Origin of the sequence: Thioalkalivibrio sp. XN8, from assembly GCF_011058255.1 — a bacterium.
Classification (GTDB): domain Bacteria; phylum Pseudomonadota; class Gammaproteobacteria; order Steroidobacterales; family XN24; genus XN24.
Map to the genome: position 1 here is coordinate 109,408 of NZ_JAALFH010000011.1, position 17,660 is coordinate 127,067.

Below are 17,660 nucleotides of genomic sequence, written 5' to 3' on the forward strand. Positions count from 1 at the left end.
TAGCGCCGTGGAATGTCGTCGCCTCACCGAGCGATATCAAGACTTCATTGAGCGAGGGGGGGCGACGGCAGTCCGCGAGCGCGGACGGGGGGCAGCCGCAGGGCCGCGTCGAATCAGCGCCGCGGCGACGGCATGCGCCGGATGCTGGCGCCGAGCTGCGACAGCTTCTCCTCGATGCACTCGTAGCCGCGGTCGATGTGGTAGATGCGGTCGATCAGGGTCTCGCCCTCGGCCGCCAGCGCGGCCAGCACCAGGCTGGCCGAAGCCCGCAGGTCGGTGGCCATGACCGGTGCCGCCCGCAGCCGCTCGACGCCGCGCACCACGGCCGTGTTGCCCTCCAGCCGGATGTCCGCCCCCATGCGCTGCATCTCCTGCACGTGCATGAAACGGTTCTCGAACACCGTCTCCACGATCGTGCCGGTGCCGTCGGCGATGCTGTTGAGGGCGACGAACTGCGCCTGCATGTCGGTCGGGAAGGCCGGGTAAGGGGCGGTGCGCAGGTTCACCGACTTGGGGCGCCGGCCGCCCATGTCCAGCTCGATCCAGTCCGGCCCCGAGGCCACGGCGGCACCCGCCTCCTGCAGCTTCCCGAGCACCGCGTCGAGGTGCCCCGGGCGGGCGTGCCGCAGGCGGACCCGGCCGCCCGTCATGGCGCCGGCGACCAGGTAGGTGCCGGTCTCGATCCGGTCCGGCAGCACGGCGTAGTCGGCGCCGCCGAGCCGCTCCACCCCCTCGATCCGGATGGTGTCGGTCCCGGCGCCGCTGATGCGCGCACCCATCGCCTGCAGGAACTCGGCCAGGTCGACCACCTCCGGCTCGCGCGCCGCGTTCTCCAGCACGGTCTCGCCTTCCGCCAGCGTGGCGGCCATGAGCAGGTTCTCGGTGCCGGTCACAGTGACGGTGTCGAGCACGATGCGGGCGCCGCGCAAGCGGCCGGCCCGGGCCCGAATATAGCCGTCCTCGATCTCCACGCTGGCGCCCATCGCCCGCAGGCCGGCGATATGCAGGTCCACCGGCCGTGCCCCGATCGCGCAGCCGCCTGGCAGGGACACGTCCGCCTCGCCGTGGCGCGCCAGCAGCGGCCCCAGCACCAGGATGGAGGCGCGCATGGTCCGCACCAGCTCGTACGGCGCCACCAGCGAGGAAATGCCGCGCGGGTCGACCTCGATCCGCATGCGCTCGTCGACCGTGACGCCCACGCCGAGGCGGCCCAGCAGCTCGATGGTGGTAGTGATGTCCTGCAGGTGCGGCACGTTGCCGATCCGGACCGGGGCGTCCGCCAGCAGGGCGCCGGCCAGGATGGGCAGCGCGGCATTCTTGGCGCCGGAGACGCGGATCTCGCCTTCCAGGCGCCGCCCGCCCCCGACCAGCAGCTTGTCCACTGGGGGCGCGGCTCAGCGGCCGGCGGCCAGCTCGTCGGGGGTCAGGGTAGTGAGCGCGAGGGCATGGATCTCGCCTCCCATCTTGTCCCCCAGCGTGCGATACACCATCTGGTGCCGCTGCAGCGGGCGCAGGCCCGCGAATTCCTCCGCCACTACGAGCGCGGTGAAATGCACGTCGTCCTCGGAATGGACCTCGACCCGGGCGGCAGGCAGCCCGGCCTGGATCATGGCGGCAACTTGTTCTCGGTTCATGGCGGCTTCCGGTCTGGCGCCGGGCTTTCCCGGCCGGAAAGGCCGAGAGTTTAACGGAACCCTGCGGCGGGGGACACGCATCGCGGATATCCGCGCCAGGGAGGGCAGCGTGTATCATGGCCGGCCCGAGCCTGCTGCCCTGCCTCCAGGAGTACGCCGCCCGCCATGCTGACCTACTCTCTTGCGACGCTCGCCGGCTTCGTCCTGCTGATGTGGGGAGCCGACCGCTTCGTGGTCGGCGCCGCCAGCACCGCGCGCAACCTGGGCGTCCCGCCGCTGCTGATCGGCCTCACCCTGGTCGGCATGGCGACCAGCGGCCCGGAAATATTCGTCTCCATCACGGCCGCGCTGGATGCCGACCCGGAGCTGGCCGCCGGCAACGCCATCGGCTCCAACATCGCCAACATCGGCCTGGTGCTCGGGGCGACGGCGCTGATCATGCCGATCTCCGTGCGCTCCACCACGCTGCGGCGCGAACTGCCGGCGCTGCTGGCCGTGACCCTGGTCCTGACGATGGTGTTCATCAACCTGCGCCTGGGCCGGGTCGAGGGCGTGCTCCTCCTGGGCACGCTGGTGCTGGTGCTGTACTGGCTGGTGGTGCTCGGCCAGCGCAGCGACGCCGCTGACCCTATCGGTCTCGACTACGCCGCTGAGCTGCCGGAGGGGCTGCCGATGGCCAAGTCCATCGGCTGGCTGGTGCTCGGCCTGGTCGTGCTGCTCGCGGGCGCCCAGCTGCTGGTCTGGGGGGCGCAGGAGCTGGCCGTCGCCTTCGGCGTATCCGACCTCGTGATCGGCCTGACCGTCGTCGCCGTCGGCACCAGCCTGCCCGAGCTCGCCGTCTCGGTGATGAGTGCGCTGAAGGGCGAGCACGACATGGCCATCGGCAACATCATCGGCTCCAACATCTTCAACAGCCTGGCCGTGGTCGGGCTCGCCGCCGTCATCCATCCCGCGACCTTCGAACCCTCGGTGTTGGCGCTGCATTTGCCCGTGATGATAGGCATGACGCTGGCCCTGTTCCTGATGACCTACAATTTCGCTGGCAACAGCCGCATCCGCCGGTCCGAAGGCGCCTTGCTGCTGGGCGCGTTCTTCGCCTATCACGGCTATGTGTTACTGGGGTAAGTGATGGCCGCAGAGACTCACATCGACGACGGACTGATCAAGAAACTCGGGCGGGAGGTGCTCGACGTGGAGGCGGCGGCCTTGCTGGACCTCCGGGAACGACTCGACGGGGGCTTCGTGCGGGCCTGCAGGTACTGCCTGGAATGCAGCGGACGAGTGGTCGTCACCGGCATGGGCAAATCCGGGCACGTGGGCGGCAAGATCGCCGCGACCCTGGCCAGCACCGGCACGCCGGCCTTCTTCGTCCACCCCGGCGAGGCCAGCCATGGCGATCTCGGCATGATCACGCCCAAGGACGTCGTGCTGGCCATCTCCAACTCCGGCGAGACGCCCGAGATCCTGACCATCCTGCCGCTGATCAAGCGCCTCGGCGTGCCGCTGGTGGCCATGACGGGCAAGCCCGGCTCGACCCTGGCGGGCGCCGCCGATGCCCATCTCGACGTGGGTGTGGCGAAGGAAGCCTGCCCGCTCAACCTGGCGCCGACGGCCAGCACCACCGCCGCCCTCGCCATGGGCGACGCGCTGGCGGTGGCGCTGCTCAACAGCCGCGGCTTCACCCGCGAGGATTTCGCCTTCTCCCATCCCGGCGGGCAGCTGGGCCGCCGCCTGCTGCTGCACGTCCGCGACATCATGCGGACCGGCGAGCGGGTACCGCGGGTGGCGCCCGACCTGGTCGTCGCCGAAGGCCTGTTCGAGATCTCGCGCAAGGGACTCGGCATGACCGCGGTGGTCGACGCCGAGGATCGCGTGCTGGGCATCTATACCGACGGCGACCTGCGCCGCACGCTCGACGGCAAGCATGAGCTCACCACCACGCCGATCGGGTCCGTGATGACGCGCAACGTGAAGACCGTGCGCGGCGACATGCTGGCCGCGGAGGCGGTACGGCTCATGGAAACCTACTCCATCACGGCCCTGCTGGTGGTCGCTGCGGACGGGCGGCTGGAAGGCGCCTTCAACGTCCACGACCTGTTGCAGGCGGGGGTGATGTGATGGTGGAACTCGCCCGGCGCGCGGCGCGCATCCGGCTGGCGGTCTTCGACGTCGACGGGGTGTTCACCGACGGGCGCATCTGGCTGGGCAGCGACGGCGTCGAGTACAAGTCGTTCAGCGTGCGCGACGGCTACGGCATCAAGGCGCTGCTGGCCGCCGGCGTGGAAGTCGCCATCATCTCGGGTCGCGACTCCCCCGCGGTCAACAAGCGCATGGGCGAGCTGGGCGTGACCCGCGTGATCCAGGGGCGGGACGACAAGGCCACGGTGCTGGAGCAGCTGTTGCGCGAAACCGGGATTCCCGCGGCCGAGGTCGCCTACCTCGGCGACGACATTCCGGACGTGCCGGCGATGCAGATGGTCGGCTTGCCGGCCACGGTGGCGGACGCCCAGGCGGAAGCCCTCGCAGCCAGCGACTGGGTATCCAGCCGACCCGGGGGCCGCGGCGCAGTACGAGAGTTCTGCGAACTGCTGCTCGGGGCGCGCTGAGTGGACCGGCGCGACCGCCTGGCACTGGTCCTGCTGGCGGCGGCCGCCGGCGGCGCCTGGTGGCTCAACCACCGGCTGCAGGAACCGCCCCCGGTCGACACCAGGCCGGCCCCCGACGGCTATTACATGACCGGGGCCGAAATCACCTCGTCCGATGCGGAGGGGCTGCCCCGGTACCGCCTGGTGGCAGAAGAAATCCGGCAGGTGACGCTGGGCGGGGAGACGCTCCTCAAGGACGTGCGCGTCGAGTACAACGTTTATTCGCCGAATCCCTGGCTCCTCACGGCCCCGGCCGGCGCCGTCACTGCCGACCAGGAGGCGCTCGAGCTGTGGGGCGGCGTGAACATCGTCGGTGACTCCAGCGACCACGGCCCGGCCCGCTTGCGCACCGACCGCCTGGAGGTGGACATCGATACCAGCGTGGCGCGCAGCGATGCCCCGGTGACGCTGGCGCTGGGGCCGCAGGAACTGCATGCCGTGGGGCTCGTCGCGTACTTGCTGGAGGAACGGCTGCAGCTACAATCCGATGTGCATGGCCGCTTCCTCCCCTGAATCCCGCGCGCATCGCGCCCGGCGTCGCGCCGCCTGGCTGCTGGCGCTCGCCGCCGCCGCGCCGGTCGCCGCGCAGCAACCGCCCCCGGCGCAGCAGGAGATCCTGCTGGAGGCCGCCTCATCCGATTTCGACCGCCGCGGCGAACGCCTGCTGTTTCGCGACGTGCGCATCCAGCAGGGCGACATCGTGATCACGGCGGCGACGGCCGAGACCCGGGACCTGGAATTCACCAGCGGAACCTGGGAATTCAGCGGCGACGTGACCCTCGACGGCCCCATGGGCTCGATCGAGTCCGACCGGGCCAGCATCGGGTTCACCGACCATCGGCTCCAATTTGCGCGCGCCGAGGGCGCCCCGGCCCGCTTCGCCCGCACCATGCCCGGGCCGGAGGCGCGCCGCGTGCAGGGCACGGCCAACCAGATCAGCTACGACCTCAGCGCCGGTGAGCTGACGCTGCAGGGCCAGGCCAGGCTGAGCGACGGCCTGCGCGAGGCCAGCGGCGCCAAGCTGGTCTACCGCATCGCCGAGGAGCGGTTGATCGCCAGCGCCGATGAAGAAGGCGGGGAACGGGTCCGGATCATCATCACCCCGCCGGAGGAGGAACCGGAGCCCGAACCGGAACGGGAGCCGACGCCTTGACGACGCTGCGCGCCGAGGGCATCGCCAAGAGCTACCGCGGGCGCACCGTGGTCAACTCGCTCACCCTCGCCATCTCCAGCGGGGAAGTGGTCGGCCTGCTGGGACCCAATGGCGCGGGCAAGACGACGGCCTTCTACATGATCGTCGGCCTGGTCCCCTGCGACCGCGGCCGGATCCTGCTGGACGACACCGACATCACGGCCCTGCCCATCCACCGGCGCGCCCGCCTCGGCGTCGGCTACCTGCCGCAGGAGGCCTCCGTGTTCCGCGGCCTGAGCGTGGAACAGAACATCCTCGCGGTGCTCGAGACCCGCAAGGACCTGGACCAGGTGGGCCGGCGCAACCTGCTGGAGGAGCTGCTGGAGGAGCTCAGCATCGGCCACATCCGGGACAACCGGGGACTGAGCCTGTCGGGGGGCGAGCGCCGGCGGGTCGAAATCGCGCGGGCGCTGGCCGCGGAGCCGTCCTTCATCCTGCTGGACGAGCCCTTCGCGGGCGTGGACCCGATCTCGGTGCTGGATATCCAGCGCATCATCGGCCACCTGCGGGACCGCGGGATCGGCGTGCTGATCACCGACCATAACGTGCGCGAGACCCTGGGCATCTGCCGGCGGGCATTCATCCTGAACGCCGGCGAAGTCATCGCCTCGGGCACCGCGGATGAGATACTGGCTAACAGGCAGGTACGCGAGGTGTACCTCGGCGAGCATTTCCGCCTGTAAGCGACAGCGATGATCAAACAGACCCTGCAACTCAAGCTCAGTCAGCAACTGACGCTGACGCCGCAACTGCAGATGGCCATCCGGCTGCTGCAGCTGCCGGTGCTCGACCTGCAGGCGGAGCTCAGGGAAGCGCTGGAAAACAACCTGATGCTGGAGATGGACGACGGCCTGGAGCTGGCCCCGCCGAAAGGCGAGCAGCAGCGGCCGTCCGACAGCGCCGCCGAGGCCGAGCCCGCGGCGGAGCCCCCGGGCGAGGGCGAGGCGTACCGGGAGGACCTGCCCTACGCCGACGTGCCCGACTATCCGGGCAGCTACGGCGGTGCGGGCCGCGGCGAGGGCGACGAGCAGCGCGACTATGCCGATGCCAGCGGCAGCTCGCTGCGCGACCACCTGCTGGCGCAGCTCGACGTCACCATGCCGGAGGGCGACCGGAAGATGATCGCCACCATGCTGATCGACGCGATCGACGACGACGGCTACCTCCAGGACAGCCTCGAAGAGATCTGTGCCAACCTGGAGCCGGAGATTCACAGCGACGTCGACGAGATCGAGCGCGTGCTCGCCTGCGTGCAGCGCTTCGATCCGCTCGGCGTCGGCGCCCGCGACCTCTGCGAGTGCCTGCTGCTGCAGCTGGCGCCCTTTGCGCCCGACACCCCGGGGCTCGACCTGGCCCGCCGCCTGGCGGCCGAATGCCTGGCGGAGCTGGGCGAGCAGGACTACGCCGCCATCCGCCGCCGGCTGGGCTGCGACGTCGAAGAACTCGAATCGGCGGTGGCGCTGCTGCGCTCACTCAACCCGCGGCCCGGCGGAGCAGCCGACTCGCGGCCGCCGGAGTACGTGGTGCCGGACGTGTTCGTGCGCCGCGTCGAGGACGAATGGCAGGTCGAGATCAACCCGGCGATCGCACCGCGGCTGCGGGTCAATGCGGCTTATGCCGGCTGCCTGGGCCGCAGCGGGGAGTACTCGACGCTGCGCAGCCAGCTGCAGGAGGCCCGCTGGCTGGTCAAGAGCCTCGAGATTCGCAATGAGACCCTGCTGCGCGTGGCGCGCGCCATCGTCGGCCACCAGCAGGCGTTCCTGGAGCGCGGCGAGGAAGGCATGCGCCCGCTGGTGCTGAGGGAAATCGCCGAGACCCTCGAGCTGCACGAATCCACCGTTTCGCGCGCCACTACCGGGAAGTTCATGCACACGCCGCGCGGCGTGTTCGAGTTCCGCTACTTCTTCTCCAGCCAGGTCGCGGGCAGCGACGGCGAGAGCGTTTCCTCCACCGCCATCCGGGCCCGCATTCGCAAGCTGATCGCCGACGAGGACCCCGCCAAGCCCCTCTCGGACAGCGCGCTGGCCCGGGTCCTGGCTGGCGAAGGCATCGAGGTGGCCCGTCGGACAGTCGCCAAGTACCGGGAATCCATGGGATTTCCGTCTTCCAACGAGCGCCGGCGGGTGGCCATCCGCTGAGGGCACCGGCCTAGCCAGCGGACGAAAGCTGCTACTAGAATACAAGTACACCGCGGGCTTTCCGCCAGGAAAGCCCCCGTCACCTCCAAGGGGTAATCCTATGCAGATCAACATGACCGGCCACCACGTCGACATCACCGACCCGCTGCGCGACTATGTGCACACCAAGATGGACAAGGTCATCCGGCATTTTGACAATCTCATCGACGTGCATTGCATCCTCACGGTCGAGAAGCTGCAGCACAAGGCCGAAGCCACCCTGCGGCTCGCCGGCGACACCCTGCACGCTGCGGCGGTCGAAGAGGACATGTATGCGGCGATCGACGCCATGACCGACCGGCTCGACCGCCAGGTGCGCCGGCACAAGGACAAGCTGACCGATCATCACAACGGCGCCGGCCGCCCGCGCAACGCCTGAGCCTACGGGCGTCGCGCCCGGAGTACCCAAATGACTTTCGGATCCCTGTTGCAACCCGGCCGCGTGCTCGGCAATGTCGAGGCTCGCAGCAAGAAACACGCCCTCGATATCCTGAGCGAGCTGCTGTCCTCGGCCGCCGACCTGGACCAGGGGGACGTGTTCCAGAGCCTCATCGCCCGCGAGAAGCTCGGCTGCACCGCCATCGAGAACGGCATCGCCATTCCGCACGGCCGCCTGAGCGAGCTGGAAGCTCCGGTGGGCGCCTTTCTCAAGCTGTCCAAGCCGATCGATTTCGACATGCCCGACCGCGAGCCCGTGGACCTGATCTTCGGCCTGCTGGTGCCCATGCCTGCCGGGGATGTCGGCTGTCATCACGAAGAAGTTTCGGCCATCGCGCGGGGGCTGTCGGATCACGCGCTGGCGGCAGCGCTGCGGCGCGCGAGTTCCAGCCGCGGCGTCTACGACCTGCTCGTCAGCCACGACAAGTCGCACGCGGCTTCGGCCTGAACCGCGGACCGCGCCGACGATGGAACTGGTAATCGTCAGCGGTCTCTCGGGTTCCGGCAAGAGCGTGGCGCTCGCCATGCTCGAAGACCTGCAGTGGTACACCCTGGATAACGTGCCGGCCCGCCTGCTGGCGCTGGTGGTGGGCGAACTGGTGGACAGCGACGATGCCAAGTTCGAGCGCCTCGCCATCGGTCTCGACACGCGGCCGCGGCCGGAAGACCTCCCGGTGATCCGGGGCCTGCTCGAGGACCTGCGGCAGCGCGGCCTCAGCTGCCAGGTGGTCTACCTGCACGCGTCAGACAACGTCCTGGTGCAGCGCTATCTCGACACCCGCCGGCGCCACCCGCATACGCCGGCGCAGGCCGGCGACCGGACGCTGTCCTCCGCAATCAGCTTCGAGCAGGAACTGCTCGCGCCCCTGGCCGAGTCCGCCGACCTGGTGCTCGACACCAGCACCATGAGCGTGCACGAACTGCGCGACATCATCCGCAACCGCGTAGCCAACCAGCCGCGGAACGAGATCGGCCTCCAGTTCGAGTCCTTCGGCTTTCGCGAGGGCGTGCCCAAGGACGCCGATTTCGTGTTCGATGCCCGCTTCCTGCCGAATCCCTACTGGGAGGCGAAACTGCGGCCGCTGACGGGGCTCGATGCCGGCGTGATCGAGTTCCTGACAGCCAGCCCGACGGTCGAAGCTTATGTGCAGGATATCGTCCGCTTTCTCGAGACCTGGCTCGGCAGCATCGAAGCGGCGAACCGCAGTTACCTGACCATCGCTATCGGCTGCACCGGCGGGCGGCATCGCTCGGTCTACATCGTCGAGCGGCTGGCGGCGCATTTCCAGGAGAGTTTCCCCGGGGTGTCCGTGCGGCACGCCTCGCTGGAGCGCCTCGCGGCCGAACGCGCCGAGGCCGGCGCGCGGAATCCGTAGCCGGTGCCCGGCCGAAACCCGCAACACATCTCCCGACACAGGATATCGCCGTGACCCGAGCCGCCCCGCAGATCATTGCCCTGCTCGCCGCGCTGCTGCTGGCCGCTACCGCGCATGCCGCGCCGGCCCCCGGCGCCCCGGCGCCGGCGTTCGAGCTGCCGGACCAGGCGGGGGAGATGCACCGCCTCGAGGACTATAGCGGCAAGTGGCTGGTGCTCTATTTCTATCCCAAGAACGATACGCCGGGCTGCACCACCCAGGCCTGCGAGTTCCGTGACAACATCTTCGCCTACCGTCGGCTCGGCGCCGAGATCGTCGGCATCAGCGTCGACGACGTGGCCAGCCACCAGGCCTTCGCCGAGAAAAACAGCCTGCCGTTTCCGCTGCTGGCCGACGAGGGCGGCGAGGTCGCGGCACGGTACGGGGTGCTGCGCAACTTCGGGGTGATGAAGCTGGCCAGCCGCCAGACTTTCCTGGTCGCGCCGGACGGCACCATTGCGAAGCATTACGACAAGGTCGACGTCGACGAGCATTCGGCCGAGGTGCTTGCAGACCTGGAGGCGCTTGGCGCCGGCAACTAGGGTGGGGACTGTCCCCGGGACAGTCCCCAGCTTGCCGGGGGACCGTGCCTTGACTATCGTGCAGGCACGCGTTTGACAGGCTGCAGGCCGTGCCCTCCCGAGCATTGAAATTCTTCCCGATCTTCCACTGGGCGCCGCTGGCCACGCGGCAGGACCTGGCGGGGGATCTTGCCGCCGCGGCCATTACGACCATCCTGCTGGTGCCCCAGGGGCTGGCCTACGCCATGGTGGCCGGGCTGCCGCCGGTCGTCGGCCTCTACGCTTCGGTGCTCCCGGCGATCCTCTACGCTTTACTCGGCACCAGCCGGAACCTGTCGGTCGGTCCCGCCTCGGTGGCCGCCATCATGGTGGCCGCAGCCACGGTCCATGCGGGCAGCGACGTCGATCCCGTCGCCGCGGCGCTGATCCTGTCGGCGCTGTCCGGCCTGATCCTGCTGAGCATGGGCCTGTTGCGGATGGGCGTGTTCGCCAACCTGCTGAGCCAGCCGGTGCTGACGGGTTTCTCCAGCGGCGCCGCGATCGTGATCATGGCCGACCAGCTGCGGCATTTCGCCGGCATCGAGCTGCCTTCGGGGCTGCATCCGCACGAGGTGGTGGCTTATCTCGGGGCCCGCGCCGCGATTCTCAACCCGGAGACGCTCGCAGTCGGCGGCCTGGCCCTGCTGCTGCTGCTGGCGAGCGCCGGCTCGACTTGGGCCGGCCGGCGGCTGCGCATGCTGGCGGCCCGCCTGGCCCCGGTGGTGGTGCTGGCGCTCGCCACCGGCGCGGTGGTCGCCTTCGGCCTGGAGCGCGTCCCGCTGGTGGGCGCGATCACGACCCGGCCGCCGATGCTGGATCTCGAGATGCCGGGCCTCAGCACCTGGATCGACCTGCTGCCCTCGGCGGCCCTGATCAGCATCATCGTGTTCGTCGAAAGTGTCAGCATCGGCAAGTACCTGGCGGCCCGGCGCCGCGAAACCGTGGACGCCGACCAGGAACTGGTCGCGCTGGGCGCCGCCAACCTCGGCTCGGCGCTGTCGGGCGCCATGCCGGTGGCCGGCAGCTTCAGCCGCAGCATGGTGAACTTCAACTCGGGGGCGCGGACCCAGTTCTCCTCCATTTTCCTCGCGCTCTTCACTGCGGCGACGCTGCTCCTGTTCGCGCCGCTGTTCAGCGGCCTGCCCAAGGCGGCGCTGGCGGCCATCATCATCGTGGCGGTCGCCGGCCTGGTGGACCTGCGCTCGATCCCGGAGACCTGGCGCTACAGCAAGGCCGACGGCGCCTCCAACCTGGTGACCTTCCTCGGCGTGCTGGCCTACGGCGTGGAGGCGGGGCTGGTGATGGGCGTGCTGCTGTCGGTGCTGCTCTACATCTGGCGCACCGGGCACCCCAACATCGCGGTGGTCGGCCGGCTGCCCCACTCGACCGAGTTCCGCAGCGTCGCGCGGCACCAGGTGGAGACCTGGCCGGAGATCCTGCTGGTGCGGGTGGACGAGAACCTGTACTTCGCCAACGTCGGCAATGTGCAGGACATGATCACCCGCGAGTTCGAGCAGCGGCCCGGGATCAAGCACCTGGTGCTGGTGATGAGCGGCGTCGGCTTCGTCGATTCCAGCGCCCTGCGCACGCTCCAGGCGGCCGCGGAGAACCTGCGCGCCGCCGGCGTCACGGTCCATCTGGCGGACGTCAAGGGCCCGGTCATGGACCGCCTGCGGCGCACCAGGATCTTCGAGCAGCTGGCGCCCGGCCAGGTCTTCCCCACCGCGCAGGTAGCCGTCACCGCGCTGTCCCGCGCGGCCGAGCGCGAGAAGGAACTGATCCCGCTCTAGGCGCCGGCCTGCTCCGCTCAGGGCGCGGACAGGATCCGCAGGGAATTGGTGCCGCCCGCGATGCCGGCGGCATGGCCCTCGGTCAGCAGGATGCGGTCACCGGAAGCGACCAGGCCGCGATCCAGCAGGGCGCGGCAGACGGCCTCGGATTCGGCCTCGCCCCGCTGCGCGAGCACGTCGAAGGGCACGGGATAGACGCCGCGATAAAGCGCCACGCGGCGGCGCGTGGCCTCGTTCCGGCTGAAGGCGTAGATGGGGATGCCCGAGCGGATCCGGGACATCCACAGGGCGGTGTTGCCGGACTCCGTCAGGGCCACGATGGCGCGCACGTCCATGTGGTTGGCGGTGTACATGGCGGCCATCGCGATCGCCTCGTCGGTGCGCTGGAAGACTTCGTCCATGCGGTGATGCGAGGTCGAAGTGACCCGTTGCCGCTCGGCAGCGCGGCAGGCGCTGGCCATCGCCTCCACGGCCTTCACCGGATGCCGCCCCACGGCCGTCTCCCCGGACAGCATGACCGCGTCGGTGCCGTCGATCACCGCATTGGCGACGTCGGAAACCTCGGCGCGCGTCGGAATCGGCTCGTGGATCATCGACTCCATCATCTGGGTCGCAGTGATCACGACCCTGTTGTGCGCCCGCGCGATGCGGATGATGTTCTTCTGCACCCCGGGCACCTCGGCGAAACCGATCTCCACGCCCAGGTCGCCGCGCGCCACCATGACCACTTCGCTGGCGCCGGCGATCTCCTCGATATGAGCCACCGCCTCGGCCCGCTCGATCTTCGCCACCAGCGGGGCTTCGCCGCCCGCTGCGCGCAGCAGCCCGCGCGCCTCATCCATGTCGGCCGCGTCGCGCGGGAAGGAAACGGCCAGGTAGTCGAGCTCCAGCCGCGCCGCCAGCTCGATGTCGCCGCGGTCCTTGTCGGTCAGCGCCCCGGCGGACAAGCCGCCGCCCTGGCGGTTGATGCCCTTGCCGCCGCTGAGCGTGCCACCGACCCGGACCACGCATTCCACGCGGCTGCCGGCCACCCGCTCGACGTCGAGCGTGATGGCGCCGTCATTCAGCAGCAGGGTGTCGCCCGGGCGGACGTCACGCGGCAGGTCCCGGTAGGTGACCCCGACCGCGCCCTGGTCGCCGGCGTCCGCCGCCAGCCCGGCGTCGAGGACGAACGGCGCCCCGTCGGCCAGCTCGATCGCGCCGCCGGCGAATCGCTCGATACGAATCTTCGGGCCCTGGAGGTCGCCGAGCACCGCCACGTCCCGTCCGAGCGCGGCGGCAGCCTGCCGGACCTCCCGCACCCGGCGTTCGCGATCGGCCGCGGTCCCGTGCGAGAAGTTCAGCCTCACCACGTCGGTGCCGGCCCGCAGCATCTGCTCCAGCACGCCCGGCCGGTCGGTGGCCGGACCGAGGGTGGCGACGATCTTGGTGCGCTTCAGCAAGGGCCGGCGCTCAATCCCGCGCCCGCTGCTCGAGCATGGCCACCGCGGGCAGCGTGCGGCCCTCGATGAACTCGAGGAAGGCGCCGCCGCCGGTGGAGACGTAAGAGATCCGGTCCGTCAGGCCGAAGGCGTCCAGCGCGGCCAGCGTGTCACCGCCCCCGGCGATGGAGAAGGCCTCGCTCGCCGCCACCGCCTCGGCCAGGGCGCGCGTCCCCGCGGCGAAGCGTTCATCCTCGAACACGCCCACCGGCCCGTTCCACACGATGGTGCCTGCGCGCGCCAGGACGGTGCCGTAGGCACTGGAGGTCGCGGGGCCGACGTCCAGGATCATTTCGTCGGCCCGGACTTCGGCGATTGGCCGCAGGGCCACCTCGTGGTGAGTCTCCAGGCCCTGCGCCACGACCACGTCCACGGGCAGCGGGATCTCGGCGCCCCGCTCGCGCGCCTTGGCGACCAGCGCGCGGGTATCGTCCAGCAGGTCCGGCTCGTAGAGCGACTTGCCCACACCGTGGCCGGCCGCCGCGATGAAGTTGTTGGCGATGCCGCCGCCCACGATCAGCTGGTCCACCTTGTCGAGCAGGGTCTCCAGCACGGTGAGCTTGGTCGAGACCTTGGAGCCTCCGACGATGGCGACCAGCGGCCGGGCCGGCGCGTGCAGCGCCTGGCCGAGGGCCTCCAGCTCGGCCGCGAGCAGGGGCCCGGCGCAGGCCACCGGGGCGAAGCGCGCCACGCCGTGGGTGCTCGCCTGGGCGCGATGCGCCGTACCGAAAGCATCCATCACGAAGACATCGCACAGCGCCGCCATGCGCCGCGCGAGGCCCTCGTCGTCCTTCTTCTCCCCCTTGTTGAAGCGGACGTTCTCGCACAGCACGACCTCGCCCGGCTCCACCTCGACGCCGTCGAGCCAGTCGCGCTCCAGGCGCACCGGCTGACCCAGCAGGCCTGACAGGTGCTCGGCGACCGGCGCCAGCGAGTACTCGGGGTCGAATTCGCCCTCGGTGGGCCGGCCCAGGTGCGACAGCAGCATCACGGCGGCGCCCTTGTCGAGGGCCAGGCGGATGGTCGGCAACGACGCCCTGATACGGGCGTCGCTGGCCACCTTGCCGTCCTCGACGGGCACGTTCAGGTCCTCGCGGACCAGGACCCGCTTGCCGGCCAGGTCGAGGTCCGCCATGCGGATCACGTCCATCGCCGGCCTACTTGGCGTTGACCAGCGCGATGGTGGTGTCGAGCATCCGGTTGGAGAAGCCCCACTCGTTGTCGTACCAGGCGCAGATCTTCACCAGGCGCTGGTCGACCACGCGGGTCAGCGATGCCTCGTAGACCGAAGAGCGCGGGTCATGGTTGAAATCGATCGACACCAGCGGCTCGCGGTTGATGCCGAGGATGCCCTTGAGCGGGCCCTGGGCAGCCGCCTCCAGCACCTGGTCGATCTCTTCCTTGCTGGTGTCGCGGGCCGCGGTGAAGGTCAAATCGACCATCGACACGTTGATGGTCGGCACCCGGATGGCGAAGCCGTCCAGCTTGCCGGCCAGTTCCGGCAGCACCAGTCCGACCGCCGCCGCGGCGCCGGTCTTGGTCGGGATCATGGACATGGTGGCCGAGCGCGCCCGGCGCAGGTCCGAGTGAAAGACGTCGGTCAGCACCTGGTCGTTGGTGTAGGCATGGATAGTGGTCATCAGGCCATGTACCACGCCGATGGACTGGTGCAGCGGGTGCACCAGCGGCGCCAGGCAGTTGGTGGTGCAGGAAGCGTTGGAGATGACCTCGTCGGAGGCCTTCAGGGTCTCGTGGTTGACGCCGTACACCACCGTCGCATCCACGTCCTTGCCGCCGGGGGCCGAGATGATCACCTTCTTCGCGCCGGCCTGGAGGTGGGCGGAGGCTTTCTCCTTGCTGGTGAACAACCCGGTGCACTCCAGCACCACGTCGACGCCGAGCGCCTTCCACGGCAGGTTCGCCGGGTTGCGCTCGGCCAGCACGCGGATGCGGTCGCCATTCACCACCAGGCTGTCGCCGTCGACGCTGACGTCGCCCGAGAACTTGCCGTGCGTCGTGTCGTAGCGGGTCAGGTGGGCATTGGTATTCGCGTCGCCCAGGTCGTTGATCGCGACGATGCTGATCTCGCCGGTGCGGCCCGACTCGTACAGCCCGCGCAGGATGTTGCGGCCGATGCGGCCATAACCGTTGATGCCAACCTTGATCGCCATGGTCTTTCTCCTTGCCTGCCGCCCCGCCTGGCGACGGGGAGCGATTGACGCTGATGAAACTAGAGCAGTGCGCGCAGCCTCTCGGCCACCCGTTCCGCCGTGAAACCGAAATGTTCGAACAGTGCCGGGGCCGGCGCCGAGGCGCCGAAGCGCTCGATCCCGACCACGTCCCCGGCGTCGCCCACCAGCGGGTGCCAGCTGTCCGGGACGCCCGCCTCCACCGCCAGCCGCGCCCTGATCGCCGGCGGCAGCACCGCCTCGCGCCAGGCCGCGTCCTGCGCCCGGAAGGCCTCGATGCAAGGCATCGAGACGACCCGGACGCCGATCCCGTCGGCCCCCAGCAGCTCGGCGGCTGCCACGGCCAGCGCCACTTCCGAACCGGTGGCGATGATGATGGCCGCCGGGGCGCTCTCGGCCTCCCTCAGTACATAGCCGCCGCGGCGGATCGCCACCACCTGGTCTTCGCTGCGGGCCTGCGGCGGCAGGCCCTGGCGTGACAGCGCCAGCACCGTCGGCGTGGCCGTGCTCTCGATAGCGTCGCGCCAGGCCACGGCCGTCTCCGCCTGGTCACAGGGCCGCCACACCCGCAGGTTGGGGATCAGCCGCAGGCTCGCGAGATGCTCGATCGGCTGGTGGGTCGGGCCGTCCTCGCCGAGGCCGATGGAATCGTGCGTGTAGACCAGCGTGACCGGCTGGTGCATCAGCGCCGCCATGCGGACCGCGTTGCGGGCGTAGTCCGAGAACACCAGGAAGGTGCCGCCGTAGGGCTTGCAGCCGCCGTGCAGCGCCATGCCGTTCATGATGGCAGTCATGCCGAACTCGCGGACGCCGTAGTGCAGGTAATTGCCGTCGAAGTCGCCTGCGGCAATGCGGCGGCTGCCCTTGAAAAAGGTGTTGTTGGAGCCGCTCAGGTCGGCCGAGCCGCCGACGAGCTCCGGCAGCATCGGGCCGAACCCGTCCAGCGCCAGCTCCGAGGCCTTGCGGGTCGCGACCGCCTTGTCGCTGGCGGCCAGCCGCGCAATTACGGCGTCGGCCGCCTCGTCCCAGCCGGCGGGCAGCTCACCGGCCAGGCGCCGCCGCAGCTCGGCGTGCTCCTCCGGGTATTCGCCGGCATATGCCCGCATCAGCTCGGACCAGGCCGCCTCCGCCGCCGCGCCCCGTTCCCGCGCGTCCCAGGCCGAACGGATGTCGTCCGGGATGACGAAAGGCTCGTGGGGCCAGCCGATATTGGCGCGCGTGGCCGCCACTTCCTCCGCGCCGAGCGCCGCGCCATGGGTCGCCTCGGTGCCCTGCTTGTTCGGCGCGCCCCAGCCGATCACGGTCCGGCAGCAGATGAGGGTCGGGCGGCCGGTCTCGGCGCGCGCCGCCTCGATCGCGGCCTGCACGGCCTCCGGGTCATGGCCGTCCACCGCCGGCACCACGTGCCAGCCGTAGGCCGCGAAACGGGCAGGCGTGTCGTCGGTGAACCAGCCCTCGACCTCGCCGTCGATGGAGATCCCGTTGTCGTCGTAGAAGGCGACGAGCTTGCCCAGCCCCAGCGTGCCGGCCAGCGAGCAGGCCTCGTGCGACACGCCTTCCATCAGGCAGCCGTCGCCGGTGAACACCCAGGTGTGGTGGTCGACGACCTCGAAGCCCGGCCGGTTGAAACGAGCCGCCAGCACCCGCTCGGCAATGGCCATGCCGACCGCGTTGGCCAGCCCCTGGCCCAGCGGTCCGGTGGTGGTCTCGACGCCCATTTCGGGCTCGTATTCCGGGTGGCCGGCGGTGCGGTAGCCGAACTGCCGGAAGTTGCGGATCTCGTCCATGCTCAAGGGATAGCCGGCGAGATGCAGCAAGGAGTACAGGAGCATCGAGCCGTGGCCGTTGGACACCACGAAGCGGTCGCGGTTGGGCCAGCGGGGGTTGCCGGGATTGTGGCGAAGGAAATCGTTCCACAGCACTTCCGCGATGTCGGCCATGCCCATGGGCATGCCCGGATGACCGGAATTGGCCTGCTGGACGGCGTCCATGCTCAACGCGCGGATGGCGTTGGCGAGATCTCTACGCGAGGGCATCTACGCTCCGAAAAGGCAGCTGGCGGGTAAACTGGGCATGTTCGCCCAATCGGGCGCCAGCGGCAAGCCCGGCGAGCGCGAGCGCAAGCGGCATCCGCAGTAT

Annotated in this window: 18 protein-coding genes; 12 read left to right on the plus strand and 6 right to left on the minus strand. The window is 70.0% G+C overall.

Translation table 11 applies throughout. The features are described 5' to 3' along the window. Positions 1-113: 113 nt before the first annotated feature. Positions 114-1,382, minus strand: a complete 1,269-nt coding sequence (gene murA / locus G6N75_RS01660) for a UDP-N-acetylglucosamine 1-carboxyvinyltransferase (protein WP_165346323.1) — start codon at positions 1,380-1,382, stop codon at positions 114-116. A gap of 12 nt (positions 1,383-1,394) precedes the next feature. Next, positions 1,395-1,634 (minus strand): BolA/IbaG family iron-sulfur metabolism protein, encoded by a 240-nt coding sequence (locus G6N75_RS01665; RefSeq protein ID WP_165346324.1) that lies wholly within the window; start codon positions 1,632-1,634, stop codon positions 1,395-1,397. A 165-nt stretch (positions 1,635-1,799) separates the two neighbouring features. Between G6N75_RS01665 and G6N75_RS01670 the strand changes: the two genes are divergently transcribed. The 12 genes from G6N75_RS01670 (at position 1,800) to sulP (ending at position 11,851) form a co-directional block, all read left to right on the plus strand. Then, positions 1,800-2,759, plus strand: a complete 960-nt coding sequence (locus G6N75_RS01670; RefSeq protein ID WP_165346325.1) for a calcium/sodium antiporter — start codon at positions 1,800-1,802, stop codon at positions 2,757-2,759. A 3-nt stretch (positions 2,760-2,762) separates the two neighbouring features. After that, positions 2,763-3,752 carry a KpsF/GutQ family sugar-phosphate isomerase gene (locus tag G6N75_RS01675; protein ID WP_165346326.1) on the plus strand — a complete coding sequence of 330 codons (990 nt, stop codon included), beginning with the start codon at positions 2,763-2,765 and terminating at the stop codon, positions 3,750-3,752. Next, positions 3,752-4,240, plus strand: coding sequence for an HAD hydrolase family protein (locus tag G6N75_RS01680; protein ID WP_165346327.1), 489 nt, complete (start codon positions 3,752-3,754; stop codon positions 4,238-4,240). The genes G6N75_RS01675 and G6N75_RS01680 overlap by 1 nt, the downstream gene beginning before the upstream one ends. After that, positions 4,241-4,792 carry an LPS export ABC transporter periplasmic protein LptC gene (gene lptC, locus G6N75_RS01685; protein WP_165346328.1) on the plus strand — a complete coding sequence of 184 codons (552 nt, stop codon included), beginning with the start codon at positions 4,241-4,243 and terminating at the stop codon, positions 4,790-4,792. Then, complete coding sequence (locus G6N75_RS01690) at positions 4,773-5,432, plus strand: LptA/OstA family protein (protein WP_165346329.1); 660 nt, start codon at positions 4,773-4,775, stop codon at positions 5,430-5,432. Before lptC ends, G6N75_RS01690 begins: the two co-directional genes overlap by 20 nt. Beyond that, on the plus strand, positions 5,429-6,154 hold the full coding sequence (gene lptB, locus G6N75_RS01695) for an LPS export ABC transporter ATP-binding protein (protein ID WP_165346330.1): 726 nt from the start codon (positions 5,429-5,431) through the stop codon (positions 6,152-6,154). The genes G6N75_RS01690 and lptB overlap by 4 nt, the downstream gene beginning before the upstream one ends. Positions 6,155-6,163: 9 nt before the next feature. After that, positions 6,164-7,609 carry an RNA polymerase factor sigma-54 gene (locus tag G6N75_RS01700; protein WP_165346331.1) on the plus strand — a complete coding sequence of 482 codons (1,446 nt, stop codon included), beginning with the start codon at positions 6,164-6,166 and terminating at the stop codon, positions 7,607-7,609. A gap of 100 nt (positions 7,610-7,709) precedes the next feature. Beyond that, the gene (gene raiA, locus G6N75_RS01705; protein ID WP_165346332.1) at positions 7,710-8,027 is read left to right on the plus strand and encodes a ribosome-associated translation inhibitor RaiA; all 318 of its coding nucleotides are present in this window, start codon (positions 7,710-7,712) and stop codon (positions 8,025-8,027) included. 30 nt (positions 8,028-8,057) lie between these two features. Next, a complete protein-coding gene (locus G6N75_RS01710; protein ID WP_165346333.1) occupies positions 8,058-8,534 on the plus strand; it encodes a PTS sugar transporter subunit IIA in 477 nt (158 codons plus the stop codon). A gap of 19 nt (positions 8,535-8,553) precedes the next feature. After that, positions 8,554-9,462, plus strand: a complete 909-nt coding sequence (gene rapZ / locus G6N75_RS01715) for an RNase adapter RapZ (RefSeq protein ID WP_165346334.1) — start codon at positions 8,554-8,556, stop codon at positions 9,460-9,462. Positions 9,463-9,512: 50 nt separating this feature from the next. After that, positions 9,513-10,043, plus strand: coding sequence for a peroxiredoxin (locus tag G6N75_RS01720; protein WP_165346335.1), 531 nt, complete (start codon positions 9,513-9,515; stop codon positions 10,041-10,043). Positions 10,044-10,147: 104 nt separating this feature from the next. Next, the gene (sulP, locus tag G6N75_RS01725; RefSeq protein ID WP_165346336.1) at positions 10,148-11,851 is read left to right on the plus strand and encodes a sulfate permease; all 1,704 of its coding nucleotides are present in this window, start codon (positions 10,148-10,150) and stop codon (positions 11,849-11,851) included. 17 nt (positions 11,852-11,868) lie between these two features. Here sulP and pyk read toward each other — a convergent pair whose 3' ends face one another. From pyk to tkt, 4 genes are read right to left on the minus strand one after another with little or no spacing between them, the layout of a single operon-like run. Next, positions 11,869-13,290 (minus strand): pyruvate kinase, encoded by a 1,422-nt coding sequence (gene pyk / locus G6N75_RS01730; protein ID WP_165346379.1) that lies wholly within the window; start codon positions 13,288-13,290, stop codon positions 11,869-11,871. Between the two features lie 13 nt (positions 13,291-13,303). Then, the gene (locus G6N75_RS01735) at positions 13,304-14,482 is read right to left on the minus strand and encodes a phosphoglycerate kinase (protein ID WP_165346337.1); all 1,179 of its coding nucleotides are present in this window, start codon (positions 14,480-14,482) and stop codon (positions 13,304-13,306) included. Positions 14,483-14,489: 7 nt separating this feature from the next. After that, the gene (gene gap / locus G6N75_RS01740) at positions 14,490-15,503 is read right to left on the minus strand and encodes a type I glyceraldehyde-3-phosphate dehydrogenase (RefSeq protein WP_165346338.1); all 1,014 of its coding nucleotides are present in this window, start codon (positions 15,501-15,503) and stop codon (positions 14,490-14,492) included. 59 nt (positions 15,504-15,562) lie between these two features. Further along, on the minus strand, positions 15,563-17,557 hold the full coding sequence (gene tkt, locus G6N75_RS01745; RefSeq protein ID WP_165346339.1) for a transketolase: 1,995 nt from the start codon (positions 17,555-17,557) through the stop codon (positions 15,563-15,565). Positions 17,558-17,660: the final 103 nt, after the last annotated feature.